The 26,866-nt window shown below is 73.0% G+C and carries 24 protein-coding genes and 2 pseudogenes; 12 read left to right on the plus strand and 14 right to left on the minus strand.

Features of this window, described 5'->3' with window-relative positions:
* Window positions 1–124: 124 nt before the first annotated feature.
* Window positions 125–538 (minus strand): roadblock/LC7 domain-containing protein, encoded by a 414-nt coding sequence (locus ACGFSH_RS15670; protein ID WP_393348718.1) that lies wholly within the window; start codon window positions 536–538, stop codon window positions 125–127.
* A gap of 118 nt (window positions 539–656) precedes the next feature.
* Between ACGFSH_RS15670 and ACGFSH_RS15675 the strand changes: the two genes are divergently transcribed.
* Window positions 657–1,085 carry a PPOX class F420-dependent oxidoreductase gene (locus ACGFSH_RS15675; RefSeq protein ID WP_393348720.1) on the plus strand — a complete coding sequence of 143 codons (429 nt, stop codon included), beginning with the start codon at window positions 657–659 and terminating at the stop codon, window positions 1,083–1,085.
* Window positions 1,086–1,106: 21 nt separating this feature from the next.
* Here ACGFSH_RS15675 and ACGFSH_RS15680 read toward each other — a convergent pair whose 3' ends face one another.
* The 5 genes from ACGFSH_RS15680 to ACGFSH_RS15700 form a co-directional block, all read right to left on the minus strand.
* The gene (locus tag ACGFSH_RS15680) at window positions 1,107–1,709 is read right to left on the minus strand and encodes an ATP/GTP-binding protein (RefSeq protein ID WP_393348722.1); all 603 of its coding nucleotides are present in this window, start codon (window positions 1,707–1,709) and stop codon (window positions 1,107–1,109) included.
* Window positions 1,710–1,990: 281 nt separating this feature from the next.
* Complete coding sequence (locus ACGFSH_RS15685) at window positions 1,991–2,401, minus strand: DUF742 domain-containing protein (RefSeq protein ID WP_393348723.1); 411 nt, start codon at window positions 2,399–2,401, stop codon at window positions 1,991–1,993.
* 22 nt (window positions 2,402–2,423) lie between these two features.
* Window positions 2,424–2,858 carry a roadblock/LC7 domain-containing protein gene (locus ACGFSH_RS15690; RefSeq protein WP_393348725.1) on the minus strand — a complete coding sequence of 145 codons (435 nt, stop codon included), beginning with the start codon at window positions 2,856–2,858 and terminating at the stop codon, window positions 2,424–2,426.
* Window positions 2,855–5,554, minus strand: a complete 2,700-nt coding sequence (locus ACGFSH_RS15695) for a nitrate- and nitrite sensing domain-containing protein (protein WP_393348726.1) — start codon at window positions 5,552–5,554, stop codon at window positions 2,855–2,857. The genes ACGFSH_RS15690 and ACGFSH_RS15695 overlap by 4 nt, the downstream gene beginning before the upstream one ends.
* Window positions 5,555–5,596: 42 nt before the next feature.
* Window positions 5,597–6,391 carry an MHYT domain-containing protein gene (locus ACGFSH_RS15700; protein WP_393348728.1) on the minus strand — a complete coding sequence of 265 codons (795 nt, stop codon included), beginning with the start codon at window positions 6,389–6,391 and terminating at the stop codon, window positions 5,597–5,599.
* A 152-nt stretch (window positions 6,392–6,543) separates the two neighbouring features.
* Here ACGFSH_RS15700 and ACGFSH_RS15705 point away from each other — a divergent pair, with 152 nt between their 5' ends.
* Window positions 6,544–7,143: a class I SAM-dependent methyltransferase gene (locus tag ACGFSH_RS15705; protein WP_393348730.1), complete on the plus strand. Its 600-nt coding sequence runs from the start codon at window positions 6,544–6,546 to the stop codon at window positions 7,141–7,143.
* A gap of 4 nt (window positions 7,144–7,147) precedes the next feature.
* Here the strand turns inward: ACGFSH_RS15705 and ACGFSH_RS15710 are convergent.
* Window positions 7,148–7,431: pseudogene (locus tag ACGFSH_RS15710) on the minus strand (alpha/beta hydrolase); the annotation flags it as partial.
* 7 nt (window positions 7,432–7,438) lie between these two features.
* Here ACGFSH_RS15710 and ACGFSH_RS15715 point away from each other — a divergent pair.
* Window positions 7,439–7,794, plus strand: a pseudogene (locus ACGFSH_RS15715) (PadR family transcriptional regulator); the annotation flags it as partial.
* Here the strand turns inward: ACGFSH_RS15715 and ACGFSH_RS15720 are convergent.
* Window positions 7,780–8,676: an oxygenase MpaB family protein gene (locus ACGFSH_RS15720; protein ID WP_393349164.1), complete on the minus strand. Its 897-nt coding sequence runs from the start codon at window positions 8,674–8,676 to the stop codon at window positions 7,780–7,782. The pseudogene ACGFSH_RS15715 and the gene ACGFSH_RS15720 overlap by 15 nt on opposite strands.
* Window positions 8,677–8,773: 97 nt before the next feature.
* On the opposite strand from ACGFSH_RS15720, the gene ACGFSH_RS15725 reads away from it, so the two are divergent.
* Complete coding sequence (locus ACGFSH_RS15725) at window positions 8,774–9,103, plus strand: hypothetical protein (RefSeq protein ID WP_393348731.1); 330 nt, start codon at window positions 8,774–8,776, stop codon at window positions 9,101–9,103.
* Between the two features lie 139 nt (window positions 9,104–9,242).
* Complete coding sequence (locus tag ACGFSH_RS15730; protein WP_393348733.1) at window positions 9,243–10,229, plus strand: hypothetical protein; 987 nt, start codon at window positions 9,243–9,245, stop codon at window positions 10,227–10,229.
* 160 nt (window positions 10,230–10,389) lie between these two features.
* Here the strand turns inward: ACGFSH_RS15730 and ACGFSH_RS15735 are convergent, their stop codons facing one another.
* A complete protein-coding gene (locus ACGFSH_RS15735) occupies window positions 10,390–10,572 on the minus strand; it encodes a hypothetical protein (protein ID WP_393348735.1) in 183 nt (60 codons plus the stop codon).
* 274 nt (window positions 10,573–10,846) lie between these two features.
* Between ACGFSH_RS15735 and ACGFSH_RS15740 the strand changes: the two genes are divergently transcribed.
* A complete protein-coding gene (locus ACGFSH_RS15740) occupies window positions 10,847–13,894 on the plus strand; it encodes a DEAD/DEAH box helicase (RefSeq protein ID WP_393348737.1) in 3,048 nt (1,015 codons plus the stop codon).
* Complete coding sequence (locus tag ACGFSH_RS15745) at window positions 13,891–15,261, plus strand: SWF or SNF family helicase (protein ID WP_393348739.1); 1,371 nt, start codon at window positions 13,891–13,893, stop codon at window positions 15,259–15,261. Before ACGFSH_RS15740 ends, ACGFSH_RS15745 begins: the two co-directional genes overlap by 4 nt.
* A gap of 229 nt (window positions 15,262–15,490) precedes the next feature.
* Here the strand turns inward: ACGFSH_RS15745 and ACGFSH_RS15750 are convergent, their stop codons facing one another.
* On the minus strand, window positions 15,491–15,976 hold the full coding sequence (locus ACGFSH_RS15750; RefSeq protein ID WP_393348741.1) for a hypothetical protein: 486 nt from the start codon (window positions 15,974–15,976) through the stop codon (window positions 15,491–15,493).
* A gap of 246 nt (window positions 15,977–16,222) precedes the next feature.
* Window positions 16,223–17,389 carry a xylose isomerase gene (gene xylA, locus ACGFSH_RS15755; protein ID WP_393348742.1) on the minus strand — a complete coding sequence of 389 codons (1,167 nt, stop codon included), beginning with the start codon at window positions 17,387–17,389 and terminating at the stop codon, window positions 16,223–16,225.
* 141 nt (window positions 17,390–17,530) lie between these two features.
* Between xylA and xylB the strand changes: the two genes are divergently transcribed.
* The 5 genes from xylB (at window position 17,531) to ACGFSH_RS15780 (ending at window position 24,277) form a co-directional block, all read left to right on the plus strand.
* The gene (gene xylB, locus ACGFSH_RS15760; RefSeq protein ID WP_393348744.1) at window positions 17,531–18,976 is read left to right on the plus strand and encodes a xylulokinase; all 1,446 of its coding nucleotides are present in this window, start codon (window positions 17,531–17,533) and stop codon (window positions 18,974–18,976) included.
* A 126-nt stretch (window positions 18,977–19,102) separates the two neighbouring features.
* A complete protein-coding gene (locus ACGFSH_RS15765; RefSeq protein ID WP_393348746.1) occupies window positions 19,103–20,311 on the plus strand; it encodes an ROK family protein in 1,209 nt (402 codons plus the stop codon).
* 351 nt (window positions 20,312–20,662) lie between these two features.
* The gene (locus tag ACGFSH_RS15770) at window positions 20,663–21,931 is read left to right on the plus strand and encodes a GAF domain-containing protein (protein WP_393348748.1); all 1,269 of its coding nucleotides are present in this window, start codon (window positions 20,663–20,665) and stop codon (window positions 21,929–21,931) included.
* Window positions 21,932–22,030: 99 nt separating this feature from the next.
* Window positions 22,031–23,554 carry an aldehyde dehydrogenase family protein gene (locus ACGFSH_RS15775; RefSeq protein WP_393348750.1) on the plus strand — a complete coding sequence of 508 codons (1,524 nt, stop codon included), beginning with the start codon at window positions 22,031–22,033 and terminating at the stop codon, window positions 23,552–23,554.
* Window positions 23,555–23,902: 348 nt separating this feature from the next.
* The gene (locus ACGFSH_RS15780) at window positions 23,903–24,277 is read left to right on the plus strand and encodes a hypothetical protein (protein ID WP_391083627.1); all 375 of its coding nucleotides are present in this window, start codon (window positions 23,903–23,905) and stop codon (window positions 24,275–24,277) included.
* A gap of 58 nt (window positions 24,278–24,335) precedes the next feature.
* Here ACGFSH_RS15780 and hypE read toward each other — a convergent pair whose 3' ends face one another.
* Genes hypE through ACGFSH_RS15795 form a run of 3 tightly spaced genes read right to left on the minus strand, consistent with a single transcriptional unit; the run spans window position 24,336 to window position 26,840 of the window.
* A complete protein-coding gene (gene hypE / locus ACGFSH_RS15785; RefSeq protein ID WP_393348752.1) occupies window positions 24,336–25,415 on the minus strand; it encodes a hydrogenase expression/formation protein HypE in 1,080 nt (359 codons plus the stop codon).
* Complete coding sequence (hypD, locus tag ACGFSH_RS15790) at window positions 25,408–26,535, minus strand: hydrogenase formation protein HypD (RefSeq protein WP_393348754.1); 1,128 nt, start codon at window positions 26,533–26,535, stop codon at window positions 25,408–25,410. The genes hypE and hypD overlap by 8 nt, the downstream gene beginning before the upstream one ends.
* A complete protein-coding gene (locus ACGFSH_RS15795) occupies window positions 26,532–26,840 on the minus strand; it encodes a HypC/HybG/HupF family hydrogenase formation chaperone (protein ID WP_393348756.1) in 309 nt (102 codons plus the stop codon). Before ACGFSH_RS15795 ends, hypD begins: the two co-directional genes overlap by 4 nt.
* Between the last annotated feature and the right edge of the window lie 26 nt (window positions 26,841–26,866).

Below are 26,866 nucleotides of genomic sequence, written 5' to 3' on the forward strand. Positions count from 1 at the left end.
GGGGAGTGAAGTGGTTACGGAGCGAGGGCCGCGTCCTTCGCGGCCCTCGGGAAAACCGTAGCCGCAATGCCACAGAGCGTGACGAGCCTGTGGACAACTTGGAGCGAGGGGGAGAAATGGCAGGTCAGAGGTCGGTCAACGGGCCGCGATCCGGGTGTCGGGCATCGACGGTCAGGTGCTCGCCGATCTGGTTGACGAGCCGGGTCGTCTCGTAGGCGATCCGTCCCATGTCGGCGTCCGCGCCGCTGAGCACGCACAGACAGCTGCCGGTGCCCGCGGCGGTGACGAAGAGCACCGCGTCGTCGAACTCGATCATGGTCTGCCGCACGCCGCCCGCTCCGAAATGGCGCCCCGCCCCCTTGGCGAGGCTGTGCAGACCGGACGAGACGGCGGCCAGGTGCTCCGCGTCCTCCTGGCGCATTCTCGAACTCGCGCCCGCCACCAGCCCGTCGTTGGACAGGACCAGTGCATGGCGTACCGGCTCGACGCGCTCGGTCAGATCGTCCAGCAGCCGGTCCAGGCCCTCGTTCCCCGCCATGCCCCACTCCCCCGTGTGACGTCCCCGTGTGAAGTCCCCGTATGATCCTCCGCCTCACCGGAGCATCTGTTCGCCAGCCTTGCGCAGGACCGGGCGCCGGAGCAAGGAGGATGGCGGCATGGCACAGAAGATGACCGATGAGGAATGGCGGGCGTTCGTCACGCACGGGACCCGCACCGGAAAACTGTCCACCGTGCGGGCCGACGGCAGCCCGCACATTGCGCCGATCTGGTTCGTGCTGGACGGCGACGACGTGGTCTTCAACACCGGAAAGGACACGGTGAAGGGCCGTAACCTGGCCCGGGACGGCCGGGTCGCCCTGTGCGTGGACGACGACCGGCCGCCGTTCGACTTCGTGGTCCTTCAGGGCCGGGCCCACATCTCGGAGGAACTCGACGAGCTTCGGCACTGGGCGGCCCGGATCGCGGCCCGGTACATGGGCGAGGAACGGGCCGAGGAGTTCGGCGCCCGTAACGGCGTACCGGGCGAACTCCTCGTCCGCGTCACCATCGCCAAGGTCCTGGCCCAGAAGCGCATCGCGGATTGACGGGGGCTTCGTACGGCGCCGTCAGCCCACGGAGTCGAGCAGCCGGGCGGTGTGCACCCGCCCGGCGTACTCCACCAGCCTGATCAGGACCTCCTTGCCCGAGGCACGGTCGCGGGCGTCGCACAGGACGACGGGGGTGCCGCCGTCGAGGTCGAGCGCGCGTGAGACGTCCTGGGCGCCGTAGTTGCGCGAGCCGGTGAAGCAGTTGACGGCGACGACGAACGGGATGTGCCGGTGCTCGAAGTAGTCGACCGCCGGAAAGCAGTCCTCCAGACGCCGGGTGTCGGCGAGGACCACCGCACCCAGAGCGCCTTGGGACAGTTCGTCCCACAGGAACCAGAACCGGTCCTGGCCCGGGGTCCCGAACAGGTACAGGGAGAGGCCGGAGCGGATGGTGATGCGGCCGAAGTCCATCGCGACGGTGGTCGTGACCTTGTGGTCGACGCCCTCGGTGTCGTCCACCGACTGCCCGGCCTCACTGAGCAGTTCCTCGGTGCGCAACGGCTTGATCTCACTGACCGCGCCCACCATGGTGGTCTTGCCCACGCCGAACCCGCCGGCGACCAGAATCTTCAACGCCAGGGGAGCCGTCTCGGCGGTGGCGTCGGAGTGCTCGTAGACCATGGATCACTTCTCTCGGGAGTGCCGGTGGCGGTCTGCGTCGGTACAGAGGTGTGCGCACGCGCAACGGGCTGCGCCGGCTCGGGGAGCGCCGCGCCCCGACACGAGATCGCGCGGGGCCCGGCGCGCTGTGCTGAAGCCAGCATCATGACAATCGCGGCCCCGCTTCGAGCGGTTCGACCGGTTCCGACCGATGTGACCGACTCCTGATCGGCGGTGTCCGAGCGGTGTTCGACTCGGCACCGCCCGGGCCCGTCCGCGTCCGGGTCGGTCCCGGCGTTCGTCTACAGCGCCCGCAGGCCGTCGATCACTTCGCGCAGGATCCTTTCGTCCGGCAACTGCGCGGGCGGGACCGGCCGGCTGACGGTGAGGCAGCCCAGCTCCAGCAGATCGCCGAGGAGCACGCGGACCACGCCCAGGGGAAGATCGGCGCCCGCCGCGAGTTCGGCGACGGACTGCGTCTCCGCACGGCACAGGCCGACGAGGGCGCGGTGTTCCGGCCCGAGCGCCATGCCGTCCGTGCCTGGTGCGCCCGGATCCAGCGTGACCAGGGCGATCAGGTCGAAGCGCACTCCGGAGGGGCCGGACCGGGTGCGCCCGCCGGTCATGGCGTACGGGCGCACCAGCGGGCCGGCGTCGTTGTCGTACCACTGGCTGTCGCCCGCGCGCGGGGCGGCGGTCATGTCCTCGGTCATCTGGGCGGGTCGCTCTCGGGTCTCATCCGACGGGCGGTCGCGCGCCGAGGCGCGGCGGCGTGTAGAGGTGTTCTCCGACCCGTTTGACCAGCCGCGCCATCTCGTACGCGACCAGGCCGATGTCGGCGGTCACCGCGGTGAGCACGGCGAGGCAGGAGCCGTCGCCGGCGGCGGCGACGAACAGGAAGCCGTCGTCCATCTCCACCATGGTCTGGCGCACTCCGCCTGCTCCGAAGTGCCGGCCCGCTCCCTTGGCGAGGCTGTGGAAGCCGGAGGCGACGGCCGCGAGGTGTTCGGCGTCCTCGCGTCCGAGGTCGGTGGACGCGCCGACCGCGAGGCCGTCGTTGGACAGCACCACCGCATGCCTCACCTCGGTCACACGCATCACCAAGTCGTCCAGCAGCCAGTCGAGTTCACCCGACCGCCGGGCCGACCGCGTACTCGGGTCCTGGATCATGCGGGGTCTCCTTCACTGCTGTCGCTGCCCGGTTCGGGCTTCGGTCCGGCTCCACGGCCGGGTTGCCTTCCGCCGCCCCGCGCCCAGCCGTCCCGGTAGGCGGCCATCCGATCCCGTACGAGTTCGGGAGTCCGTCCCTCGTCGCCGCAAGGTGTTGCGGCCCGAGCCGGTTCCTCGGCGTGTGAGCGGCGCAGCTGGGGGGCCAGACTCGCCTGCCGCACCCGGCGCGGCAGGTCGTCCGAGCCTTCGACGTCGTCCGGGGGGCGGGGCAGGCGCAAGGCGGTCACTCCGGGAGGCGGTGGGCCGGCGGCCGTCGGTTCGGCGGCTGCCCGCCGGGGGGCCGCCAGAGCGGGACGGTCGGCGGGGGCGGGGACGGCGTCCTGGTGCGGCTCGCCGGACCGGCGGTCGGCGAACTGCCCGTCGGCCGCCCGACGTCGGGCGCTCTGCCGGTAGGAGGCCTGCCGGTCGGCGCTCTGCTGGTCGGGGATTTGCCGATCGAGGAGCTGCCGGTCGGCGGTACCACGGTCGACGGCGCGAGGGCCGGCCGCGGGGCGGTCGACCGCGGGCACGCGCGCGTACTCGCCTTCCACGGGCCGCCGCAGGTGCGACGTCCCGACGGCGGAACGTTCCGGCCCGCCGTCGTGCAGCAGGGGCGTGGGCAGCAGGACGACGGCTGTGGTGCCGCCGTAGGGCGAGGTCCGCAGGTGTACTTTGACGCCGTGCCGGGCGGCGAGCCTGCTGACCACGAACAGGCCGAGCCGGTCACTGTCGAACAGGTCGAGGGCCTCCGACTGCGCGATGCGCCGGTTGGCGTCGGCGAGCGCCTCGTGGCCCATGCCCAGCCCCCGGTCCTCCACCTCGACGGCGTATCCGTTGCCGACGGGTTCGCCGGTGACGCGCACACGCGTGTGCGGCGGCGAGAACTGGGCCGCGTTCTCGACGAGTTCGGCGAGCAGGTGTGTCAGGTCGGCGACCGCGGTGCCGATGACGGCCGTCTCCGGGAGCCGGCGCACCTCCACGCGCGCGTAGTCCTCCACTTCGGAGACGGCGGCGCGGATCACGTCGGTGAGGGAGACCGGCATGCGCCAGGCCCGGCCGGGCGCGGCGCCGGAGAGGATGATCAGGCTCTCGGCGTGGCGTCGCATGCGCGTGGTGAGGTGGTCGAGCCGGAACAGGTCGCCGAGTTCGTTCGGGTCGTCGGAGCGGCGCTCCATGCTGTCCAGGAGGGTCAGCTGGCGGTGGACGAGGATCTGGCTGCGCCGGGCGAGGTTGACGAAGACCCCGGAGATCCCCCCGGCCAGTTCGGCGCGCTCCGCGGCGGCGCGCAGGGCGGCGCGGTGCACGGTGCTCAGCGCTTCGGCGACCTGGCCGGTCTCGTCCTCGGACGGCGGTCCGTGCGGGGCCTCGGCGTCCACGTCGATGTCCTCTCCGGCGCGCAGTCTGCGCATGGCTTCGGGAAGCTTGCGCCGGGCGATCTCCAGTGCGTCGTTACGCAGGCTGACGAGCTCGACGACGAGTCCGCGGCCGATGCGCACCGAGATGACGAGCGAGGCGACGACGGCTGCCAGACCGAGCAGGACGGCTGCGCCGGGCGCGCTGAGCAGGCCGCGCACGAGCGGGTCGTCGCGGCCTGCCGCCTCGCGTCCGGCGTCCGTCGCGAGGGTCCGCATCCCGTGCTGCACGCGCGCGTGGGCCGCATTCCAGACCCCTGCGGGAGCAGCCGCGATCGCCCGGGCGCCGGGCCCGTTCGCCAGCACCTTGTCCTCGGCCGCGTACAGGGCTGCGTAGTCGCCGCCCGCCGCGAGACGCCGCCAGGCGGTGCGTTCGGGGCCGCGCAGATCGGCGACGGCCGTCTCCGTCAGCATGCGGCGGCTGCCGACGGCCCCGGCGAACAGGCGCAGGCGCTCCGTGTCGAGGCGTCCGGCCGGGCGTGCGCCGGACAGGACGGCGTCCTCCCGCGCGAGCGCCTCGCCCGCGCGGGAGAATTCCAGCAGTACGCGCGTGTGCGGGCCGGGGCCGGCGTCATGGACGTCGGAGAGGGCTCCGCTCACCGAGAAGGCCGCGGAGATCGTGCTCGTGTAGCGGTCGTAGGCCTCCTTCCAGCTCGCGTCGCCGCCGAGTACCGAGGTCCGCAGCCGGGCGAGCGCCTCGGCGCCGGCGACGAACCGCTGGAGTCGCCGGGCCACTTCCGCGGGCAGCTCCCGGCCGTCGGCGACCGTGCCGTGGTCGCCGACCTTGAGCTCGGCGACCGCTCGGTCCGTACGTGCGGCGAGGACTCCGAGGCCGCCGTCCTGCCCGGGGTCGGCGTCGGGGTCGGGGTCGGCGGCCGCGTACCGCACAGCGGCAGCCCGCTCGGTCTGCAGGGCGGTCACCGCGTCCGAGAGGGGCGCGCGGACCTCGGCGTCCACGCGCTGCAGCCGGCGCAGCGCGGAGACGTCCTGGGCGGTGCTGACGGTGGCGTACGCCCACAGGGCCAGCAGGGACACGACCGGCACCATGAGCAGGCAGACGATCTTGGCGCGCACCGTGCGCGGCCTCAGCCGCCAGTGGTCCGCGCGCGGGGGTGTGGCGTCCGTCGGCTGATCCGCCGACGGGTGCGCCGCCTCGTCGGCCGGGGGTCCGGCGTGGGCGCGGCGCCCGCGTGTGGGGGGCGGCGCTTCGGCGCCTGCCGTGGGGGTCCTACGGGGTGTGCGCATGGCCTCCTCGCTCGGAAGGTGGGACGGGGCTCGCCGGTCGTGTCAGGCGGTCCTGGCCTGCTGCCGGTCGGCGAGGCTCTCCCCCGGCCGCTGGGCGGACGCGGACGCCTCGCGCTCCCCCGCGGTGGGCGACAGCGCGACGAAGGCCGCGGTCAGAAAGAGGTAGGACCCGAGGCCGACGGCGAGGGGGAAGACGAACTGCATCGCCGTGGCCCCGGGCAGCGGCGCCCCCGAGGGCGTGACATGGACGCTCACGGCGAACATCGCCGTGTAGTGCATGCTGCTGACCGCCGCTCCCATGACGAGGGAGGCGACGCCGACCGCGACCGGCGAGCTGATGTTGAGCGCGGCCCAGAGCGCCGCTGTGGCGGCGGCGACCGCGATCAGCACGGAGAGGCCCACCTTGACGGGGTCGTAGCTGATGTCGCCGTGCAGCCGGACCGCGGCCATGCCGAGGTAGTGCATGCTCGCCACGCCCACACCGGTGGTGAGACCGCCGATCAGCAACGCGCGCGTGCGGTCACGGCTGTAGCCGACGGCGAAGACGCCGGCGCAGACGACGACCATGGCCACGATCAGGCTGAGCACGGTCAGCGCAACGTCGTAGCGCAGGTCGGTGCCGCGCACCGCGAAGCCGAGCATGGCCACGAAGTGCATGGTCCAGATACCGGTGCCGATCGCCGAGGCGGCGGTGATCAGCCAGTTGCGGCGCGAGCGTCCGGTGGCGCCGAGGGCGCGCACGGTACAGCGCAGCCCGAGGGCGGCGCCGATGCAGGCCATCGCGTACGACAGCACGGGGGTCAGCCAGCCGAAGGCGGCGTGGTCCAGGTGTCCCATGGGCCCGGGACGCTAGCCGGAGCACGGAAGCACAAGGGGGGCGCATTTCGAAAGCTGCTGGAATATGACGGGGAAGTGCGACGGAACGACCGGGTCGCGCTCGAACATGTGCACCGAAGCATCACCCGTGCCGGTGAGGGATCATGCGGAACATGAGCGACGACCACACACACGTCCAGGAGTTCTTCACGGCGCGCGCAGCGCACTGGGACAGCCGGTTCCCCGACGACGGTCCCGCCTACGAGACCGCGGCAGGCGCACTCGGTCTGCGCCGGGGGGACCGCGTGCTCGACGCCGGGTGCGGCACCGGACGCGCCCTGACGCCGCTGCGTGCGGTCGTGGGGCCCTCGGGAACGGTCGTCGGGGTGGATCTGACCCCGGCCATGCTGGAGGCCGCCGTACGGGCCGGACGGGACCGCGACGGGCTGCTGCTGCTCGCCGACGTCGCCGCGCTCCCGCTGCGCTCCGCCTCGCTGGACGCCGTGTTCGCGGCCGGACTCGTCGCCCATCTGCACCACCCGGCGGACGGCCTGCGCGAGTTGGCCCGGGTGGTGCGCCCCGGCGGCACATTGGCGCTCTTCCACCCGATCGGCAGGGCGGCCCTCGCGGCCCGCCAGGGCCGGAGCATCACACCGGACGACCTGCGCGCGGAGGCCAACCTCGCTCCCCTCCTGGCCCGTTCGGGCTGGCGCATGACCTCGTACGCCGACGAGGACTCCCGTTTCCTCGCGCTCGCCGTCCGGGAGGGCTGAGGACTCACGCCCGTCCGGCGACCGCGCTCGCGAACGCGTCGGGCCGGTCGAACATCACGTTGTGGCCCGCCCCCGCAACGGTCACCACCCGCACACCCGCCGCCTCCAGCCCGTCCGTTCCGTCGAGTTCCCCGCTGTGCGCGCCCTGCAGACAGACGCGTTCGACCGTCGTCGCCCGAGAAGGATCTGGCGCATGACGGGATCCGATCCAGGGCGGAGCCCCACGGCACTGCGGTGCAGCGCGCGCGGGTCCGCCGGACGCATGGTGGCGGCCCACACGGGCGGTACGTGCCACGAGCCGGGCGCGGTGGCCGCTCCCCGGCACGTCCTCAGCCTCACCGAGGGAAGGCAGGACGGAACTGCGCGGCCGCCTCTCGGGGCCGACCGGCGTGACATCACCGACGAGAACCGCTGGTTCACGCTGCCGGCGTTCTCAGGCACCTGGACGACGCCGAGGCCCAGGCTGCCGTCCTACGGCGACGGCTGGCCTTCCTGGAGGAGCCGGCGAGCTTCTTCTACGACGGCGACCGGCCGCTGCGCGCCGAGGAGCCGGGGGATCCCTTCCGGCGGGGCGTCCTCACCATCGCGCGGGCCACCCCGTGGGCCGAGCCGCGCTGGCTGCGCGAGACGCTCGACTCACTGCCCGGCTGACTCGCCCGGCCGCCGTACGGGGCAGCCTGCCGTTCCCGGAGTCGGACGGGTGCCCAGCTCCTCCAGTCGGTACCCGTTCGGGTAACCCTTGATCTCCCGGTTCTGCCGGGCGTGGTGCGGGGCGCGGCGCGGCGGGAGCAGCCGCACCGCTCGTCCACGGGCGCGGAGCGCTCCGCGCACCAGAGCGCGCGTGACGGGACCGGGCGCGGGATAGCGGAAGGCCTCCAGGAGCGGCGCGTCGAGAAGGGCGAGCGTGGCACGGCGCAGGAGGGGCGCCAGCGGCCGCGGGTACCACGAGGCCATCAGGTCGAGCGTCGCGTCCGAGACGCGTCGCACACCCTCGTCCCAGCCGAAATGAGCCTCCTCGTAGGCGTCGAGACAGGCCTCGAACTCCTCGTAGGTCCCCGGAATGCCCTTGATCCCCATGCGTTGCCCCAGTGTGCGGTAGTACGCGCTGCAGGCGACGATCTCGTGGCGCGACAGCCTGCGCCAGCCGTAGGCGTCGATCCACCGCTTGGGCATCACGACGAACGTGCACAGCACGTACCGCATGTCGTCGTTGCTGATGTCGTAGCTGCGGTGCATCCGGTTGATGCGGCGGACGGCGGTGCGCCCCTGCTCGCTGTCGAAGCCGTGCTCGACGACGGCGTCGAGCAGGAGCGAGGTGTCGTCGTAGCGCTTCTGGGAGCGGTCGGTGAGCTCGGCGGTCTCCGCGAGCAGGCGCCCGATGGAGGGCACCGCGTAGGTGCGGTACAGGGCCATCTCAAGAGCCCGGGTGACGTCCCAGGGAAACTCGTAGGCCGCCATGAGCCGGTAGATCTCGGAGGCGTCCTCGTGCGGGTCCAGCCGCCGGATCCCTTCGAGTCGCTCGAAGCGCTTCACCACTGCGTCCCCTCTGTTGCCGCCGGAGCGCCAACTCTAGGTTGAAAAGCAGCAGATGGACGTTGAGCCGGGGGCATGACCTGGGAAGGCGGTCGGCATGATCGGCAAGATCCGCACGGCGTTCGGAAGACTTCTCGGCGCGCAGCGCGCGTCCTCGCGAGCGGACGGCACGGCCGGCCCGGACGGAGCGCCGGCTCCCGCCAGGAAACGCGCCCCGAACCTTTTCGAGGCGGCCGCCTCCTACGTCTCGGCCTGCGCCGAGAACGACCAGGACAGGATCGACGAGGCGGCGGGCTGGGTGTCGCCCGAGGCCCTGTCCTTCGGGGTCAACGAACTGGCCTGCCGCGCCGTCCTCGCTCTCGCGCGAGAGCGTGACGAGTCGCCCCGTGCCGTGGCCCGCGCGCTCCTCGGGCTGCCGGCGACGTGACGCGTGCGACGGCCCGAGGTGGTCGATTCGCCCCGTCCGACCGGAAAGCTGCAGCTCCGGCTGTGTCGGTCGGCCGTGACAAGCGCCTTCCCACCGCACTAGGGTGCGCGCCGTTGGACGAACCGATGGGGAGGCTGGGATGGCCGGGACGGACGAGGACGCCGTCGCCGCCGCGGACGATGCGCTCTATGTGCTCACGGCGGTGCTGTTGACGCCGGCGAAGTTCCCGAGTGCGTTGGGCGACGACTATCCGGAGGCCTGTGCGGCGCTCGGCCTCCCGCCGCTCGCCGACGGCTACGGCTTGGTGCTGGGACAGGACGGCGAGGGCGCACGCTGGACCGTCGTCATCGACGACGTGTCGCTGGTCGCCGTCGCCATCGCGTCGTGGGACTGCGGCATGGAGTACGACCTGTCACCGGACGAGCGGACGGTGGTCGCCGCGCTGCCCGGCTGGCCGCTGGCGGTCGCCGTCGCGGCGCCCGGCGTGCCCGCGCCGCACGATCCCGCCCCCGAGGTGACGGACGGCCCGGCCCTGTGCCCGCCGGACACGAGCACCTGGGGTCCGGCCCAGCGGCGGCTGGGGGCGGACGAGATCGCCCTGCAGTGGGCGCTGTGGCGCGAGCAGATCGACGACACGGAGTTCGCGCCCTCCGGGCAGAGCGAGTCCGACACGGCCGCGGACGACCCGCACTCGGTCGACACGCACGCGACCGTCGTCGGAGCGGGCCGGGCGGACGCGGTGGCCGCTCGGACCGGCGCGGTGACCGCTCAGGCCGACGCGGTGACGGCTCAGGCCGGGGCCGCGCCGACCGGGGAGGCCGGGGCAGCGTCTGGGGCCGGAGGGGACGCGCCGAAGGGTCACAGCGGCATCCGCCGTGTGCTGGCCGAAGTGCGCGCCTACGTGGACACCCCTCCTCCGCTCGGGCGGGTGCGCTCTTCCTTCGCTCCCGGCGACGCGCGCACCCTGCGCGCCGACGGGCCGGGCTGGTCGCTGGTGGCCAGGACCGACGACATCGCGTTCGTCCTCCTCGACGACAAGCCCGGCGAGGTTCTGCCGGTGGGCCGTGGCCCCGAACTGCCCGGACTGCTGGAGGCACTCGACAAGATGGCCGTGCGGCCTCTGTGAGGCCGCTCGTCCCCCTCGACGGCCACCGCGCCGGCGTTCCGCTTGTGACGCCCGCGGTGGCCTTCGACTCCTGCGCTGACCATGTCGGGTCACCGCAGGCCGGTGCTGCCACGGCGGGACGCCGTACCGGTCGCGCCGTCGCGGCCGCGGCGCCCTCGCCTCAGCGGCCGAGTTCCTTGCGGCTCACACGGCGCAGTCTGCGCCGCTGTGACGGATCGAGCGTGAGGTAGGCCGCCGCCGGAACCCCCACCACGATCAGCAGGGCCGCCCACCAGGGCAGCCAGATCAGCAGGAGAAGCCCGACCGCCACACCCCCCGCGGCGATCTTCGCGTTTCTCGACATCTGCGTCGCCTCCTTCGCGGCCGTTGCCGCTCTCTGCCATGAAAACGGGTCTGCGCCGCCCGCGGTTCCGAACCCGACCCTGAGTCGTCCCTGAGGTACACCCCCGAGACTCCCCTGAGAATCCCCGACGCGCCCGTGACAGGCCTCGCCGCCGCAAGCGCAGTCGAGCCGCTGTCGGAGCCGTGCGCGTTCCCGGCCCGGTGCTGTACCCTCGGCGACCCCGCCCACGTAGTCAAATTTGAGGAGAGGCCTCATCTCCGCGCAGAGGGTTTCCGTGGAAGCACCGTCCGACGTCTCTGAACTAGTCCGATCCCGCGCCGTATTCGTCCCCGGGGTTCCGGCCCGCACCGGTGGCGTCGCCTTCTGGCGCCCCGCCGACGAGGAGGCTCCTCCCGCCGTCCCCCCGGCGTCCGTCCGCCCGTTGCGCGTGGTCCGACCGCTCGGCGCCGGCGTGACTCTCACTCGCGTGCCGGCCGTGCTGCTCACCTTGCGCGACGCCCTGCCCGTCCTCACCCGCGCGCGGGTCGAGCCCGATGCCCACCAGTCCACCGCCTTCTGGGGCGCGGCCGCTCTGCTGGCCCTGCGGTGCGCCGCACGCGGCCTGCTCCTTCCCGGGCTGTCCGCGGAGGACCATGACGCCTGGCGCATGGGCCCCCTGGGAGCGGATGACGTCGACCTGGTGCGCAGGCTGGCTGCCTCCATGCCCCCGGAAGCCCATGCCGTACCGGTCGACGAGAGCACACCGCTGCGGCTGCCCGATCCGGAGGGTCTGCTGCGGGCCTTCCTGGACGCCGTCGCCGACACCCTTCCCCGCACGCCCGCCGCGCAGCTCGTGACGGGCGCCCCGGCCTACGCCGCACTTCCCCCGCAGCGCGTGCCGGAACTTCGCGCGTGGGCCGCCGACGTCTGCGGAGCACACGACGCCGGCGTACGGATCTCGCTGCGGGTCGAGGTGTCGGGCCTCGACCTGACCTCCCCCGACCCGCCCGTCTCCGACCGGCCCGCCCTGGACCTGCCCGTCTCCGACCCGACTGTTCCCGGCCGGTCCGTCCACGAACCGCCCCTCTCCGGCCGGCGGTCACTCAGCCCGCTCGGGTCCGAGGGCGGGGGAACCATGGCGAGCGGGTCGGCGGCTGATCCAGTGGTTCGCGACGGGGGCGGGCCGGCGCCGCGGTTCCGGGTCGTGCCGCAGGTGCACAGCGTGAGCGATCCCGCGTTCGCCGCGGATGCCGCCGCTCTCTGGGCCGGTGCGGAAGGCATGCCCGGGACGTTCGGCCCCCACGCGCGGAGGGAAGCCCTGCTCGCGCTGCGCCGGGCGGCCCGGGCCTGGCCACCGCTCGCCCCGCTGCTGTCCGCCACCGTCCCGGAGGCGGTCGAGCTCCTCGACGAAGAGGTCGTCGAACTCCTCGCGGAAGGTTCGCGAGCCCTCGCGAACGCCGGTGTGGAGGTGCACTGGCCGAAGGAACTCGCCCGCACGCTGACGGCCCGCGCGGTCATGGGGCCGGCGGACGGAACCCCTGGACCCGATCGCACCGGCTCGGACACGCCGTCCTTCCTGTCGGCGGACGCCCTGGTGAGCTTCACCTGGTGGTTCGGGCTGGGCGACCGTCAGCTGACGCACGCGGAACTGGATCGTCTCGCCGAGGCGGACCGGCCGCTGGTGCGCCTGCGCGACCAGTGGGTGCTGATCGATCCCGGGGAGGTCCGGCGGCTGCGCGACCGACAGGACGGGCAGGGCGGACCGGACCGCGCGATGACGCCCGTGGACGCCCTGAGCGCCGTCCTGACGGGCTCCACGGAGGTGGACGGCCACCGGGTGGAGGTGCGGGCCACGGGGTGGCTGGCGGCCCTGCGCGAGCGGTTGGCCGACCCCGAGGCGCACGAGCCGGTGGACCAGCCCGCGGCGCTCGACGCCACCCTGCGCGACTACCAGCGGCGCGGGCTGACCTGGCTGGCCCGGACCACGTCCGTGGGACTGGGCTGCTGCCTGGCGGACGACATGGGGCTCGGCAAGACGGTCACGCTGATCGCACTCCACCTGCACCGGCAGACGGACCCGTCCTCGGCGGGTCCCACGCTCGTGGTCTGTCCGACCTCCCTGATGGGCAACTGGCAGCGGGAGATCGAGAGGTTCGCGCCCGGCACGCCCGTGCGCCGCTTCCACGGCACCCGGCGCGATCTGGACGGCCTGGGCGACGGCGAGTTCGTGCTCACCACGTACGGCACGCTGCGGCTGGACGCGGAACGGCTCGGCCGCACATCGTGGGGGCTCGTCGTGGCGGACGAGGCGCAGCACGTCAAGAACCCCTGCTCGGCTACCGCGCGGGCGCTGCGCACCATCGGCGCACGCGCACGCGTGGCGCTGACCGGCACGCCCGTGGAGAACAACCTTTCGGAACTGTGGGCGATCCTCGACTGGACGACGCCGGGGCTGCTGGGCCGTCTGGGTGGTTTCCGTAAACGGTACGCGCGCCCGGTCGAGGGCGGGCGTGATCCGGCCGCGGCCGAGCGTCTGGCGCGGCTGGTGGGCCCGTTCCTGCTGCGTCGTCGTAAGTCGGACCCGGGGATCGCACCGGAACTGCCGCCCAAGACCGAGACCGATCATCCCGTGGCCCTCACGGAGGAGCAGGCGGGTCTGTACGAGGCGGTGGTGCGCGAGACGTTGGCGGCGATCGCCGCCTCCGACGGCATCGAGCGGCGCGGACTGGTCGTGAAGTTGCTGACCGCGCTCAAACAGATCTGCAACCACCCCGCGCAGTACCTGAGGGAGGAGCGGCCGAGGACCGCCGGCCGCTCCGGGAAGCTGGACCTCCTCGACGAGCTGCTCGACGCGCTCCTGGCCGAGGGCGCGAGCGTGCTGGTCTTCACGCAGTACGTGCGCCTGGCGCGTCTGCTGGAACTGCATCTGGCGGCGCGAGCAGTGCCCACCCGGTTCCTGCACGGCGGTGTCCCGGTCGCGGAGCGCGAGGCGATGGTCCGGCGCTTCCAGGACGGTGAGGTGCCCGTGTTCCTGCTGTCGCTGCGAGCGGCGGGCACCGGCCTGAACCTCACGCGCGCGGAGCATGTCGTGCACTTCGACCGATGGTGGAACCCGGCCGTCGAGGCGCAGGCCACCGACCGCGCGTACCGCATCGGCCAGACCCGGCCGGTACAGGTGCACCGGCTGATCGCGGAGGGCACGATCGAGGATCGCATCGCCGACATGCTGCGCCGCAAGCAGCACCTCGCCGACGCCGTTCTGGGGGCCGGAGAGGCGGCGCTGACGGAGCTGACGGACGCCGAGCTGGCGGAACTGGTGGAACTGCGGGGGGACGCACGATGAGTGGGTACGACGGGCGCGCCGGCCACGACGGCCGGGGCGGCCACGAGGATCAGGACGGCCGGGGCGGCCGCGAGGACGTCGGGGAGCGGACGTTCGCGGGGTTGCCTCCCGCGCCGGGCAGGGCGTTCGCACAGACGTGGTGGGGCCGCGCCTGGCTGACCGCCCTGGAGGACGGCGCACTGGACGGGGCGCAGGTGAAGGCGGGCCGTCGGCTGGCGCGCGCGGGCGCGGTGGGCGCGGTGTCGGTTCGGCCCGGACGGGTCACGGCCGTCGTCCGGGACCGCGACCGCACGGCTCACCGGGCCGACGTGCTGCTGGACGTGCTGACCGACGTTCAGTGGGACCGGTTCCTGGATCTGGCCGGGGAGCGCTCGGGACACGTTGCCGCGCTGCTCGACCGGGACATGCCGCCCCATCTGGTCGAGGATGCCGGGGCGGCGGGCGTGAACCTCCTCCCGGCGCTGGGCGACCTGGAGGCGGAGTGCGACTGCGGCGCCTGGGACCACTGCGGTCATACCGCGGCGGTCTGCTACCAGGTGGCGAGGCTGCTCGACCAGGATCCGTTCGTCCTGCTGCTGCTCAGAGGACGTCCCGAGGCCGTCCTGCTGAGCGATCTCCAGGCGCGGGGATCCGCGGCCGCCGTCGTGCGCGAGGCGGAACGTGCGGAGGGCGTGGACGCGGCGGAGGCCTACGCGGCCGGGAGCATCCTCCCCCCGTTGCCCGCGGCGCCCGGACTCCCCCAAGAAGCGGGCCGCCTGCCGTCGCTGGACACGGATGCGCCGGTCCCGGCCGGGCTGGATCCGGCGGCGCTGGAGATCCTTGCGGCGGTGACGGCCGTCGAGGCGCGTCTGATGCTCGCGCAGGCGCTGCGGGAGGACGCCGGGCGGGGCGCGGCTGTCGCAGGGCGGTGGACGCTGTCCCAGGACGCGGTGCGGCTGGCGGCGGGCGTCCTCGGCTGCCGTCCCGAGGTGGACGGCCCGATGGCGGCCGTGATCGGCCGGCTCGCCGCGGGGTCGGGGCGCGACCGGGAGCGCCTGGCCTCGGCCGTACGCGCCTGGACGTACGGAGGAGCACACGCGCTGTCGGTCCTCGAGGAGGAGTGGGCCGTCGGGGGCGAGGTGCTCGCACGCGCGCGTGCCGCACTGGACTCGGCCTGGGAGGCGGACGAGCGCCCCGTTCTGCGTGTGTGCGGGAACCGGTGGACGGCCGTGGGGACCGGCGTCCAGCTCCGGTTGGGACGGGACGGGCGCTGGTGGCCGTACCGGGAGGAGGGCGGTCACTGGGCGCCGGCGGGGGAAGCCGCCGAAGACCCGGCGACGGCGTGGGCCACCGTGTGGACCGGCGACACCGAGGAAGCGTCTTCCTAGACGGTCCGTTTCCTGTCGCCGGCCGTGGTGTCGGATGACGGGCGGCGGCCTCCGGGTGAACCCGAAGGCCGTCGCCCGTACGTCCGACACCCCTGGTTCCGACACCCGTCGTCAGCATCAGGGCCCGCGGCCGGCCGGTGTCCGCTCATGCGGCGACGGGACGACGGTCACGCGCGTGTGGACGGCACGCGCGCGTGGCTGCCGCGGGGGTGGGAAGCCGGTCGGCCGGTCATGACGCCGGCTCGCCCGCCTGGGACAGCAGCGACTCCAGCGCGCTCGGCAGGTCGGAGGGCAGTCCGCTGGGCAGGTCGGTGGGCAGGGTGCTCGGCAGTTCGGTCGGCATCCCGCTCGGCAGCTGTGTGGGCAGGCCGGTCGGCAGCTGGGACGGCAGTTCGCTCGGGAACCCGCTGGGCAGTTCCACGGGCAGGCTGGCGGTTGGCTCGGGCGACGTCGTGGCACTCTTTCCCGTGCCCGGCGTGTCGTCCGAGGAGCCGTCGCGTGAGGCCATCAGCACGACGGCGAGCACGGCGCCGGCCACGACCAGCAGGACGAGCACCACGAGAAGCGGGTTCCTGCGCCGGCCGGGACCGCCGGAGTTCCCGGGGTCGCCCGGGCCGACGGTGGCGAACGGGGTGGTGGGCGGTCCGAAGCCGCCGGAGGGCGGCATGCCGCCCGGCGGAACGGGCGGCTGAGGCGGTACGGGCGGTTGGGCCATACCGCTCAGCGTGACCGTGGAGGCGTGCGGAACGCGACCTCCGCGCGCGAGTTGATACCGGTTCAGGTCACGGAGGACATGATTCCGGCGTATTGCGCGCGGAGGTACCCGTCCGCCGCCGGACAGGTGCGTCCGGCGGCACGCGCGTGTGCGGCCCCACCCCGTAAGCGCCTGTGCGGCTCCCGCCGCCGGGCGCGTGCGGGGTGCGGCCCCTGACAGCACACGCGCGCGTGTGCGGGCGCCGGCTCAGCCCCGGGCGCCGAGAAGGTGGTCCATGGCGAGCTGGTCGAGCCGCTCGAAGGCCATGCCGCGGGCGGCGGCCGCCTCGGGGTCGAAGTCCTCGAAGGCGGTGCGGTCGGCGAGCAGCCCCTGCAGGCCGTCCTCGGCGGTGGCCTGGGCCAGCTCGTCGAGGCGCGAGGCGCGCAGGGCCTCCTGGACCTCCGGGTCGCCGCGGAAGGCGGCCGCGCGCTCCTTCAGGATCAGGTAGTTGCGCATGCAGCCCTCGGCCGAGGCCCACACGCCGTCGAGGTCCTCGGTACGCGGCGGCTTGAAGTCGAAGTGCTTCGGGCCAGCGTAGCCGGCGCTCTCCAGCAGGTCGACCAGCCAGAACGCGGCACGCAGGTCGCCGGCGCCGAAGCGCAGGTCCTGGTCGTACTTGATGCCGGACTGACCGTTGAGGTCGATGTGGAAGAGCTTGCCCGCCCACAGCGCCTGGGCGATGCCGTGCGGGAAGTTCAGCCCGGCCATCTGCTCGTGGCCGACCTCGGGGTTGACGCCGTACAGCTCCGGGCGCTCCAGGCGCTCGATGAAGGCCAGGGCGTGGCCGACCGTGGGCAGCAGGATGTCGCCGCGCGGCTCGTTCGGCTTGGGCTCGATGGCGAACTTCAGGTCGTAGCCCTGGGCGGTCACGTACTCGCCGAGGAGGTCGAAGGCCTCCTTCATGCGGTCGAGCGCCACGCGCACGTCCTTGGCGGCGCCGGACTCCGCGCCCTCACGGCCGCCCCAGGCGACGTAGGTCTTCGCGCCCAGCTCGGCGGCCAGGTCGATGTTGCGGATCGTCTTGCGCAGGGCGTAGCGGCGCACGTCACGGTCGTTCGCGGTGAACGCGCCGTCCTTGAAGACGGGGTGCGTGAACAGGTTGGTGGTGGCCATCGGCACCGTCATGCCGGTGGTGTCCAGAGCCTGGCGGAAGCGCTTGATGTGCTCCTCGCGCTCGCTGTCGGAGGACCCGAAGGGGATCAGGTCGTCGTCGTGGAAGGTCACGCCGTAGGCGCCCAGCTCGGCCAGGCGCGTCACCGTCTCGACCGGGTCCAGGGCACGCCGCGTGGCGTCGCCGAACGGGTCCCTTCCCTGCCAGCCGACGGTCCACAAACCGAAGGTGAACCTGTCGTCGGGGGTGGGCTGGTAGCTCATGCCGCGGCTCCTTGCTGTACGGATCTGTCGGTTCGGTCCGTGGCGAACTATTTCGTCATGGCCGTTTACAAATTAGTATGCCAACGCATCTCTGGGAAGACAGATCCCGCAGAGCCGCGGAAAAACTTGAGGGAGAGCCCGATGTCAGCAGCCGAGGGTCCGCTCGTCGTCGGCGTGGACACGTCCACCCAGTCCACCAAGGCGCTGGTCGTCGACGCGGCCACCGGCGAGGTCGTCGCGAGCGGCCGGGCGCCGCACTCGGTGTCCTCCGGAGCGGGCCGCGAGAGCGACCCGCGCCAGTGGTGGGACGCCCTGCGCCAGGCCTTGCACCAGTGCGGCGACGCGGCCCGCGAGGCGGCCGCGGTGTCCATCGGCGGGCAGCAGCACGGGCTCGTCACGCTGGACGGGCGCGGGGAGCCGGTGCGTCCGGCCCTGCTGTGGAACGACGTGCGGTCGGCCCCGCAGTCCCGTCGGCTCACCGAGGAGCTGGGCGGCGCGAAGTTCTGGGCGGAACGCACCGGGTCCGTCCCGGCGGCCTCCTTCACGGTCACGAAGTGGGCGTGGCTGGCCGAGAACGAGCCGGAGGCCGTGCGCGCCACGAAGGCGGTGCGCCTCCCCCACGACTACCTCACCGAGCGGCTGACGGGCGAGGGCACCACGGACCGCGGCGACGCCTCCGGCACCGGCTGGTGGGCCTCGGCCACCGAGGCGTACGACGAGGAGATCCTCGCCCACGTGGGTCTCCCGCCGGCGCTGCTCCCGCGCGTGGTCCGGCCCGGCGAGATCGCCGGCACCGTGCGTGACGGTCACGGTCTGCCCTTCGCCAAGGGAACGCTGGTCGCCCCCGGCACCGGCGACAACGCGGCCGCGGCGCTGGGCCTGGGCCTGCGCCCCGGCACGCCGGTCCTGAGCCTGGGCACCTCCGGCACCGTGTACGCGGTCGCCAGGCAGCGCCCCACCGACCCCACCGGGACCGTGGCCGGCTTCGCCGACGCCCACGGCGACTGGCTGCCGCTGGCGTGCACCCTGAACTGCACGCTCGCCGTCGACCGGGTCGCCGCCCTGCTCGGTCTGGACCGCGAGGCGGTCGAGCCCACCGCACACCTCACCCTGCTGCCCTACCTCGACGGCGAACGCACCCCGAACCTGCCGAACGCCTCCGGCCTGCTGCACGGGCTGCGCCATGACACGACGGCCGGCCAGCTCCTCCAGGCCGCCTACGACGGCGCCGTGCACTCGCTGCTCGGCGCGCTCGACCTGGTCCTGGACGACGACGCCGACCGCTCGGCCCCCCTGCTCCTGATCGGCGGCGGCGCCCGGGGCCGGGCCTGGCAGCAGACCGTGCGCCGGCTGTCCGGGCGGCCCGTCCAGGTGCCCGAGGCCGAGGAACTCGTCGCGCTGGGGGCCGCGGCCCAGGCCGCGGGGCTGCTGACCGGCGAGGATCCGGCCGCCGTCGCCCGCCGCTGGAACACCGCCCGCGGGCCGGTCCTCGACGCCGTCGAGCGGGACGAGTCGACGCTGGCCAGGATCGCCGGGGTACTCTCCGACGCGGCCCCGCTGCTCGAACGGAGCACGGACGCCCGCTGACCCTCGACCACCCGGCGTCGGCACCCGGGCACCACGCACGACGCAGGACGCAGGACGCAGGACGCAGGACGCCGCAGCACCACTCGATGAACAGACCGATCGACGAATCGACGAATCGACGGAGGCATGACCGCACCGCCGCACGAGGCCCGGCCGACCGGCCCGGGGCGCGCGCTGCCCGACACCCAGCAGGGCATGCGCCGCCGCAACCTGGCCAGGGTGATGCACGCCGTCAGGGCCGAAGGGCCGCTCTCGCGCGCGGGGGTCGCCTCACGCATCGGTCTGACCCGGGCGGCCGTCTCGACCCTCGTCGACGAGCTCATACGCACCGGCCTGCTCGACGAGCTGGGCCCGGAGCGCCCCGGCCGGGTGGGGCGGCCGGGATCAGCGCTCGCGGTCAGCGGGCACGGCCCCGCGGGCATCGGCGCCGAGATCGGCGTCGACCACCTGGCTGTCTGCGTCGTCGACCTGCGCGGCGAGGTGCGGGCGCGCGCCGAGCGGCACGGCGCGAACCGGGGCCGCTCCCCCGGGCCGGTGGTCGAGGAACTGACCGGCCTCGTGCGCCGGGTCGTCGCCGAGGCCGACCGTGAGGGCCTCTGGCCGGCCGGGCTCGCGGTCGCCGTCCCCGGTCTCGTGGCACGCGACGCCCGCACGGTGGTCCGCGCGCCGAACCTCGACTGGCAGGGTGTCGACCTCGGCGCGCTGCTGCCCGGCGAGTTCCCGTTGACGGTCGACAACGAGGCCAACTTCGGCGGGCTCGCCGAACTCTGGCTCGGCACGGACACTCCGGACAATTTTTTGCACGTGTCCGCCGAGATCGGCATCGGCGCCGCGCTGGTCATGGACGGCAGCCTGCTGCGCGGCACCCGTGGGTTCGCGGGCGAGCTGGGCCATGTGCCGGTGCATCCCGACGGCCCGGCGTGCGGGTGCGGCGGACGCGGGTGCCTGGAGCAGTACGCCGGCGAGGAGGCGGTGCTGCGGTCGGCCGGCCTGGAGCCGGGCGAGGACCGCGTCGGCCTCCTCGCGGGACGGGCCGCGGACGGCGACCCGCAGGTGCGGCGTGCTCTGCACGAGGCCGGAACGGCCCTCGGCATCGCCCTGACGGGGGCGCTCAACCTGCTGGACCCGCAGGGCGTCGTGCTCGGCGGAGCGCTCTCCGGGCTCGCGCCGTGGCTGCTTCCGTCGCTGGAGGCCGAGCTGGCGCGGCGCACGGCCGGCCCCGCATGCCCGGTCTTCGTCTCCGGCCTCGGCCCCGAGGGCCCTCTGCTCGGCGCCGCGCACTCGGTGGTCCGGTCCGTGCTCGACGACCCCGCGACGGTGGCGGGACGGTCCTGACGGTCCCGAGGACGCTGCGAGTCCTGAGGGCACTGAGAAGCGCGAGGGTGCTGAGAGGCCCGAGTGCCGCGTGAGCGACGGCGGGGCCCGAGGCCGCCTCGCCGCGCCGCCGACCGGTCGTCGTGTGCCCGGAGATTCTCGTTCCGGTGAGCGAGTTGTCCCCAAGCGCGGGTTCGTCCACGGATCTCGGCGGCGTCCCCCGGTCCGTCAGGCGGGCACCGTAGCGTGATCGGGCGGCGACGTTTCGGCCGAGCGTCGTCCGGACGGTTGTCGGCCCGCGCCCCCGGCGTGACGATGTCCGCAGCCGCACCTCAACCCGCCCACAGCCGCGACGCCTTCCGGGAGGACCAGTTGACCGATCCCTGGGTGGCCCTGGAACCCGGGGCCGACCCCGCCGAGCGCGTGCGGCTCCTGCGCCGGGCGCACGAGACGTTCACCGCGGCGGGCACCGTGCCACGGCCGGTGCGTGCCGTCGTGGCCGACTCCTGGCGGCGTTCCGCGCGGGCGGGAGTCGGTCCGGACGGAGCCGCACGCGTCGAGTTGGACGACGGCGAGCTGGGCGCCTACCGGTGCGAACACCCGCTGGCACGGGTGATGCCGCTGTTCCGCGAGCTGATGGGCACGTTCGCCGCCGACGGCGAACACCTGCTGGCCGTGTGCGACGCGCGCGGGCGGCTGCTGTGGGTGGAGGGGCACGCGGCGACCCGGCGGCAGGCGGACCGGATGAACTTCGTGCCCGGCGCGCGCTGGGCGGAGAGTGCGGTGGGGACGAACGCGCCCGGCACGGCGGTCGCCCTGGACAGGCCGGTGCAGGTGTTCGCCGCCGAGCACTTCATACGCCAGGTGCAGCCGTGGACGTGCGCGGCCGCCCCGGTGCACGATCCGCGGACCGGACGCGTGCTGGGCGCCGTGGACATCACGGGCGGCGACGGGCTGGCGCACCCGCACAGCCTCGGGTTCGTGCAGGCCGTCGCCCGGGCCGCGGAGGCCCATCTCGCTCTGCTCACCCCCGAGCGGCCGGCCGCCGGGACGTGGCGCCTGGCGGTGCTGGGCCGGGACGAGGCGCGTATGACCGCCGACGGGCGGAGCATCCGGCTGAGCCGCCGGCACAGCGAGATCCTGTTGCTGCTGGCCCGTCACCCCGAGGGCCTGACAGGGGACGAATTGCTGTGCGCCCTTTACGAGGACGAGTCGGTGACCCCGGTGACCCTGCGGGCCGAACTGGCCCGGCTGCGCGGGGTGCTGGGTCCCGGATCGCTGGCCTCGCGGCCCTACCGGCTCACCGCGGCCGTCGAGTCGGACCTGGACGTCGTCGAACGGCGGCTGGCGGCTGGCGCGGTGACGGCGGCGCTGACCGCCTACACCGGACCGCCGCTGCCGGGCTCCCGCGCGCCGGCGGTGGCACGGCTCGGACGGCGTCTCGCGGACGGTCTGCGCGCGGCGCTGATCGCCTGCGGCGACCCGGACCTGCTGACGGACTGGGCGCACGCGCCGTGGGGCGAGGACGACCTCGACGTGTGGCGGGCTCTCGCGGCGTCACGTCCGGCGGCCGCGACGCTGGCCCGCCTCGCGTCGCTGGAGCGCGAGCTGACGGCGCCGGGCGAGCGGCGGCGTCCGTGAACACGGCGGAGGCGCAACGTGAGTGCAACGTCCGCGCGCCTAGCGTCGCGCGCAGAGCTGTCCGGCGGCGGGCAGCGCTGCCGAAGGAGGCCGACCAGGATGACCCGTTACGCGGCGCCGGGGAGCGAGGGCGCGATCGTCTCCTACCGGGCGCGCTACGACCACTACATCGGCGGCGAGTACGTGCCCCCCGCTCGCGGCCGGTACTTCGAGAACCCGTCGCCGGTGAACGGGGAGACGTTCACCGAGGTGGCGCGCGGCACCGCCGAGGACGTGGAGCGGGCGCTGGACGCGGCGCACGCGGCGGCGCCGGGCTGGGGTCGCACCTCGGCGACCGAACGTTCCGACATCCTGCTGAAGATCGCCGACCGCATGGAGGCGTACCTGGAGCCGCTGGCGGTCGCCGAGAGCTGGGAGAACGGCAAGCCGGTGCGCGAGACGCTGGCGGCGGACATCCCGCTGGCCATCGACCACTTCCGCTATTTCGCGGGCGCGGTCCGCGCGCAGGAGGGCTCCCTCAGCGAGGTCGACGGCGACACCGTGGCGTACCACTTCCATGAACCCCTCGGGGTCGTGGCGCAGATCATCCCGTGGAACTTCCCGATCCTGATGGCCACCTGGAAGCTCGCCCCGGCGCTGGCCGCGGGCAACGCGGTGGTGATCAAGCCGGCCGAGCAGACCCCGGTCTCGCTGCACTACTGGATGAGCCTGGTCGCCGACCTGCTGCCGCCGGGCGTGGTGAACATCGTCAACGGCTTCGGCCCGGAGGCGGGCAAGCCGCTCGCGTCCAGTCCGCGGGTGGCGAAGGTCGCCTTCACGGGCGAGACCTCCACGGGCCGGCTGATCATGCAGTACGCGGCCGAGAACCTGAAGCCGGTCACGCTGGAACTGGGCGGCAAGTCGCCGAACATCTTCTTCGACGACGTGTGGGACAAGGACGACGACCTGCGCGACAAGGCCCTGGAGGGCTTCACCATGTTCGCCCTCAACCAGGGCGAGGTGTGCACCTGTCCGTCGCGGGGCCTGATCCAGCGCGGCAATTACGGCGACTTCCTCCAGGCGGCCGTGGCCCGCACCGAACTCATCAAGCCGGGGCATCCCCTCGACACGGACACGATGATCGGCGCGCAGGCGTCGGGAGAGCAGCTCGCGAAGATCCTCTCGTACATCGACATCGGCCGGAAGGAGGGCGCCAAGGTCCTCACCGGCGGTGAACGAGCCGAATACGACGGCGAGCTGAAGGGCGGTTACTACGTCCGCCCGACGATCTTCGAGGGCGACAACCGGATGCGGATCTTCCAGGAGGAGATCTTCGGCCCGGTGGTGTCGGTCGCCTCGTTCGACGACTTCGACGACGCCGTCAAGATCGCCAACGACACGTCGTACGGCCTGGGAGCCGGCGTCTGGACCCGTGACATCACCACGGCGTACCGCGCGGGCAGGGCGATACAGGCCGGCCGGGTGTGGACGAACTGCTACCACGCCTATCCGGCGCACGCGGCGTTCGGAGGCTACAAGCAGTCCGGGATCGGCCGCGAGACGCACAAGATGATGCTGGAGCACTACCAGCAGACGAAGAACCTCCTTGTTTCCTACAGCCCGAAGAAGCTCGGGTTCTTCTAGAGCTTGAAGTCGGTTGCCTGGAGGCGTCGTTGCGCAGAGTGGCCCCACTGATCGGGTGACACCGGTGGTGTGCGCAACGCGCGCGGCTCCCGTGCCGTCGGGGAGGGGCTGGAAGTCTCAACCCACAGGCACAGGAGCCGCCGTCGACCTGCTCTGTGAGCGCCAGGGCGTCCCGGTCCTCGCCGATCGTGCCTGCGGGGGAGCCGGCCCGCGGTCGGGAGCCCGTGTTCCGGGGCAGCGCTGGAAAGGGGTCATGAAATGCCCAAAATATTGCAAGGTGGGATAATTTACGTAACTCGGGAACGCCGTCTCCGGTGTCCCCCTGACCGTGAAAAGGCGGATCCGACCATGTCGAAGAAACCACGTTCGTCCGAGCCACCGCACGGAAAGGGTCCCAGCCGTCACCAGGGCACCGGACAGCACGGCTGGTCACCCGACGTGGACGAAACGCGCCAGCAGGACAACCCGAGCGCCGAACGCTCGTTCCACGCCGAGCACGCCGGCAAGCGCGGTCCGGGCCGGACGAAGTCCGCCGAAGAGACGAAGTCCGTCCCCGGTGACACGGTCGAAAGCCCGAACGCAAGCGGCGAGGAGTACGGCGACGCGGACGAGAGGGGCAGGCGCGACGCCGGACGCAAGGGCCGCTCCCAGCGCCCCAGCGGCACGAAGGACGCTGCCGCCAAGACCGGCGTGGACCCACAGGATCCGCCGTCCGGGCGCTGACCGGATCAACCCTCCGATCGGGCCCGGACGAGAGGTTCCCCGGCGAGACACACCCACGTCAGCAGATGCGCGGAAGTTGCTCCCCGATCGGCAGATCGACCACCCGTGTCCCGCCCAGGCCGGTCCGTGCCACGACCATGCCGGGATGCTCCTCCACGGCCTCACCGATGATCACGGAGTCCGCGCCCAGAGGATGGGTGCGCATCGCCCCGAGGACGGCGTCGGCGTGCTCGCGCGGAACGAAGGCCACCAGCTTGCCCTCGTTGGCGATGTACATGGGGTCCAGTCCGAGAATGGCGCAGGCGTTGGCCACGGCCGGCGGGACCGGGACGTCGCGTTCCTGGATGACCACCCCGGTGCCGGAGGCCTGCGCGATCTCATTGAGTGAGGCGGCCAGGCCGCCTCGGGTGGGGTCGCGGAGGACGTGCAGATCAGAGGTGACGGCGAGCATGGCGTCGACCAGGCCGCCGAGCGCCGCGCAGTCGCTCTTGATCTCCACTCCGAATTCCAGTCCCTCGCGTACGCTCATGACCGCCACCCCGTGGACACCGATGGCGCCGCTGACGATCACGACGTCGCCGGGGACGACCCGCTGAGGACGCAGATCGACGCCCGCCGGGACTAGACCGATGCCCGCGGTGTTGATGTAGATCCCGTCGCCGTGGCCGGCCTCCACCACCTTGGTGTCCCCGGTGGCCACCTCCACACCGGCGGCGCGCGCGGCCGCCCCCAGAGCCTTGGACACCCGAGTGACCACATCCAGCTCGACGCCCTCCTCCAGGATGAATCCGCAGGAGAGGTAGGCGGCGCGGGCACCGCTCATGGCGAGGTCGTTGACGGTGCCGTTGACCGCCAGGTCTCCGATGCTGCCGCCGGGGAAGAACAGCGGCCGCACCACGTATGAGTCCGTCGAGAACGCCAGCCGGGCGCCGCCCAGGGAGAGGACGGCGGCGTCACCCATCTGGGCGAGCACCGCGCCCCCGAAAGCGGGAGCGAAGATCTGCTGGACCAATTCGGCGGAGAGCACTCCGCCACCGCCGTGACCCATGACGACACGCGGCCGGTCCCGCAGCGGCGCCGGACACGTCCACGCCTCGACGTCCAGGGCGGGGACGGGGAGATCGGTGGTGTCAGACAACGGGGGTCACCTCCTGGGCCTTGGTGGCGGGCATGTCCAGCCGCCGGTAGAGGTAGTACGCGGCGCAGGCTCCCTCGCTGGAGACCATGGTGGCCCCCAGCGGTGTACGAGGCGTGCACAGCGTGCCGAAGGCCTCGCACTCGTGCGGCTTGAGCAGTCCCTGCAGGACCTCTCCGCTGCGGCACTCGGCCGGCTCCTGCGTGCGGATGCCCTCGACGGAGAAGCGGCGCTCGGCGTCGTAGGCGCGGTATTTCGGTGCCAGCCGCCAGCCGCTCTGCGGGATCACCCCGATGCCGCGCCAGGCGCGGTCGGTGACCTCGAAGACGTCCTCCAGCATGGCCCGGGCGGCCGGGTTGCCCTCCGCGCGAACGGCACGGGCGTAGGCGTTGTCGACGGTGTGCTCACCGCGTTCCAGCTGCTGGACGGTACGGCGCACGCCTTCGAGGATGTCCAGTGGCTCGAAGCCCGTCACGACGATCGGCACCCGGAAGCGCTCCGCCAGCTCCGGGTACTCCCCCATGCCCATCACGCTGCAGACATGGCCGGCCGCGAGGAAGCCCTGCACCCGGCAGCTCGGCGAGGACATGATGGCCTCGATGGCGGGCGGTACGCGGACGTGCGACACCAGCATGCTGAAGTTCGGGATGCCGAGCTTCCGGGCCTGATGGACCGTCATGGCGTTGGGGGGTGCCGTCGTCTCGAAGCCGATGCCGAAGAACACCACCTCGCGCTCCGGGTTCTGCTGGGCGATCCGCAGCGCGTCGAGCGGTGAGTAGACGACGCGCACGTCACCGCCCTCTCCGCGGACCTGGAACAGGTCCCGTCCGGTGCCCGGCACGCGGAGCATGTCACCGAAGGAACAGAAGATCACCTCCGGTCGGGAGGCGATCTCCAGAGCCTTGTCGATGACGTCCAGCGGTGTCACGCACACGGGACAGCCGGGCCCGTGGATCAACTCGACCTCCTCCGGCAGGAGTTGGTCGATGCCGTGCCGGATGATGCTGTGCGTCTGCCCTCCGCACACCTCCATCAGCGCCCACGGCCTGGTCACCGTGGCGTGAATGTCGTCGAGTAGCCGGCGTGCCAGCTCCGGGTCCTGGAACTCGTCGATGTACTTCACTTGTTTTGCACCTCTTCCACCGGTTCCGAGCCTGCCGCCTCCGCCGCCGCCGTTTCCCAGGGGTCGCCGAACTCCTCCTGCAAAAGGCCGAGTTCGGCGAAGAGTTCGAGTGTCCGCCGCGCCGACTCCTCGTCCAGCCGCTGCAGGGCGAACCCGACGTGGACGATGGCGTACTCGCCGACCTGGAGGTCGGGCAGATACTCCAGGCACACCTCCTTGACCACGCCGCCGAAGTCGACGGTGGCCATCCGAGTGCCGTCCCGTTCCTCGATGTCCAGCACTCTGCCGGGTACCGCCAGGCACATGAGCCTCTCCTCGCTGTGGGTCGCGC

Origin of the sequence: Streptomyces sp. NPDC048481, from assembly GCF_043200075.1 — a bacterium.
Lineage (GTDB): Bacteria > Actinomycetota > Actinomycetes > Streptomycetales > Streptomycetaceae > Streptomyces.

Excerpts from the sequence above, each read along its gene's own strand:
- ACGFSH_RS15670 (WP_393348718.1), bottom strand. The coding sequence starts at position 538 with ATGGCGGGGAACGAGGGCCTGGACCGGCTGCTGGACGATCTGACCGAG.
- ACGFSH_RS15675 (WP_393348720.1), top strand. The coding sequence starts at position 657 with ATGGCACAGAAGATGACCGATGAGGAATGGCGGGCGTTCGTCACGCAC.
- ACGFSH_RS15680 (WP_393348722.1), bottom strand. The coding sequence starts at position 1,709 with ATGGTCTACGAGCACTCCGACGCCACCGCCGAGACGGCTCCCCTGGCG.
- ACGFSH_RS15685 (WP_393348723.1), bottom strand. The coding sequence starts at position 2,401 with ATGACCGAGGACATGACCGCCGCCCCGCGCGCGGGCGACAGCCAGTGG.
- ACGFSH_RS15690 (WP_393348725.1), bottom strand. The coding sequence starts at position 2,858 with ATGATCCAGGACCCGAGTACGCGGTCGGCCCGGCGGTCGGGTGAACTC.
- ACGFSH_RS15695 (WP_393348726.1), bottom strand. The coding sequence starts at position 5,554 with ATGCGCACACCCCGTAGGACCCCCACGGCAGGCGCCGAAGCGCCGCCC.
- ACGFSH_RS15700 (WP_393348728.1), bottom strand. The coding sequence starts at position 6,391 with ATGGGACACCTGGACCACGCCGCCTTCGGCTGGCTGACCCCCGTGCTG.
- ACGFSH_RS15705 (WP_393348730.1), top strand. The coding sequence starts at position 6,544 with ATGAGCGACGACCACACACACGTCCAGGAGTTCTTCACGGCGCGCGCA.
- ACGFSH_RS15725 (WP_393348731.1), top strand. The coding sequence starts at position 8,774 with ATGATCGGCAAGATCCGCACGGCGTTCGGAAGACTTCTCGGCGCGCAG.
- ACGFSH_RS15730 (WP_393348733.1), top strand. The coding sequence starts at position 9,243 with ATGGCCGGGACGGACGAGGACGCCGTCGCCGCCGCGGACGATGCGCTC.
- ACGFSH_RS15735 (WP_393348735.1), bottom strand. The coding sequence starts at position 10,572 with ATGTCGAGAAACGCGAAGATCGCCGCGGGGGGTGTGGCGGTCGGGCTT.
- ACGFSH_RS15745 (WP_393348739.1), top strand. The coding sequence starts at position 13,891 with ATGAGTGGGTACGACGGGCGCGCCGGCCACGACGGCCGGGGCGGCCAC.
- ACGFSH_RS15750 (WP_393348741.1), bottom strand. The coding sequence starts at position 15,976 with ATGGCCCAACCGCCCGTACCGCCTCAGCCGCCCGTTCCGCCGGGCGGC.
- xylA (WP_393348742.1), bottom strand. The coding sequence starts at position 17,389 with ATGAGCTACCAGCCCACCCCCGACGACAGGTTCACCTTCGGTTTGTGG.
- xylB (WP_393348744.1), top strand. The coding sequence starts at position 17,531 with ATGTCAGCAGCCGAGGGTCCGCTCGTCGTCGGCGTGGACACGTCCACC.
- ACGFSH_RS15765 (WP_393348746.1), top strand. The coding sequence starts at position 19,103 with ATGACCGCACCGCCGCACGAGGCCCGGCCGACCGGCCCGGGGCGCGCG.
- ACGFSH_RS15775 (WP_393348750.1), top strand. The coding sequence starts at position 22,031 with ATGACCCGTTACGCGGCGCCGGGGAGCGAGGGCGCGATCGTCTCCTAC.
- ACGFSH_RS15780 (WP_391083627.1), top strand. The coding sequence starts at position 23,903 with ATGTCGAAGAAACCACGTTCGTCCGAGCCACCGCACGGAAAGGGTCCC.
- ACGFSH_RS15795 (WP_393348756.1), bottom strand. The coding sequence starts at position 26,840 with ATGTGCCTGGCGGTACCCGGCAGAGTGCTGGACATCGAGGAACGGGAC.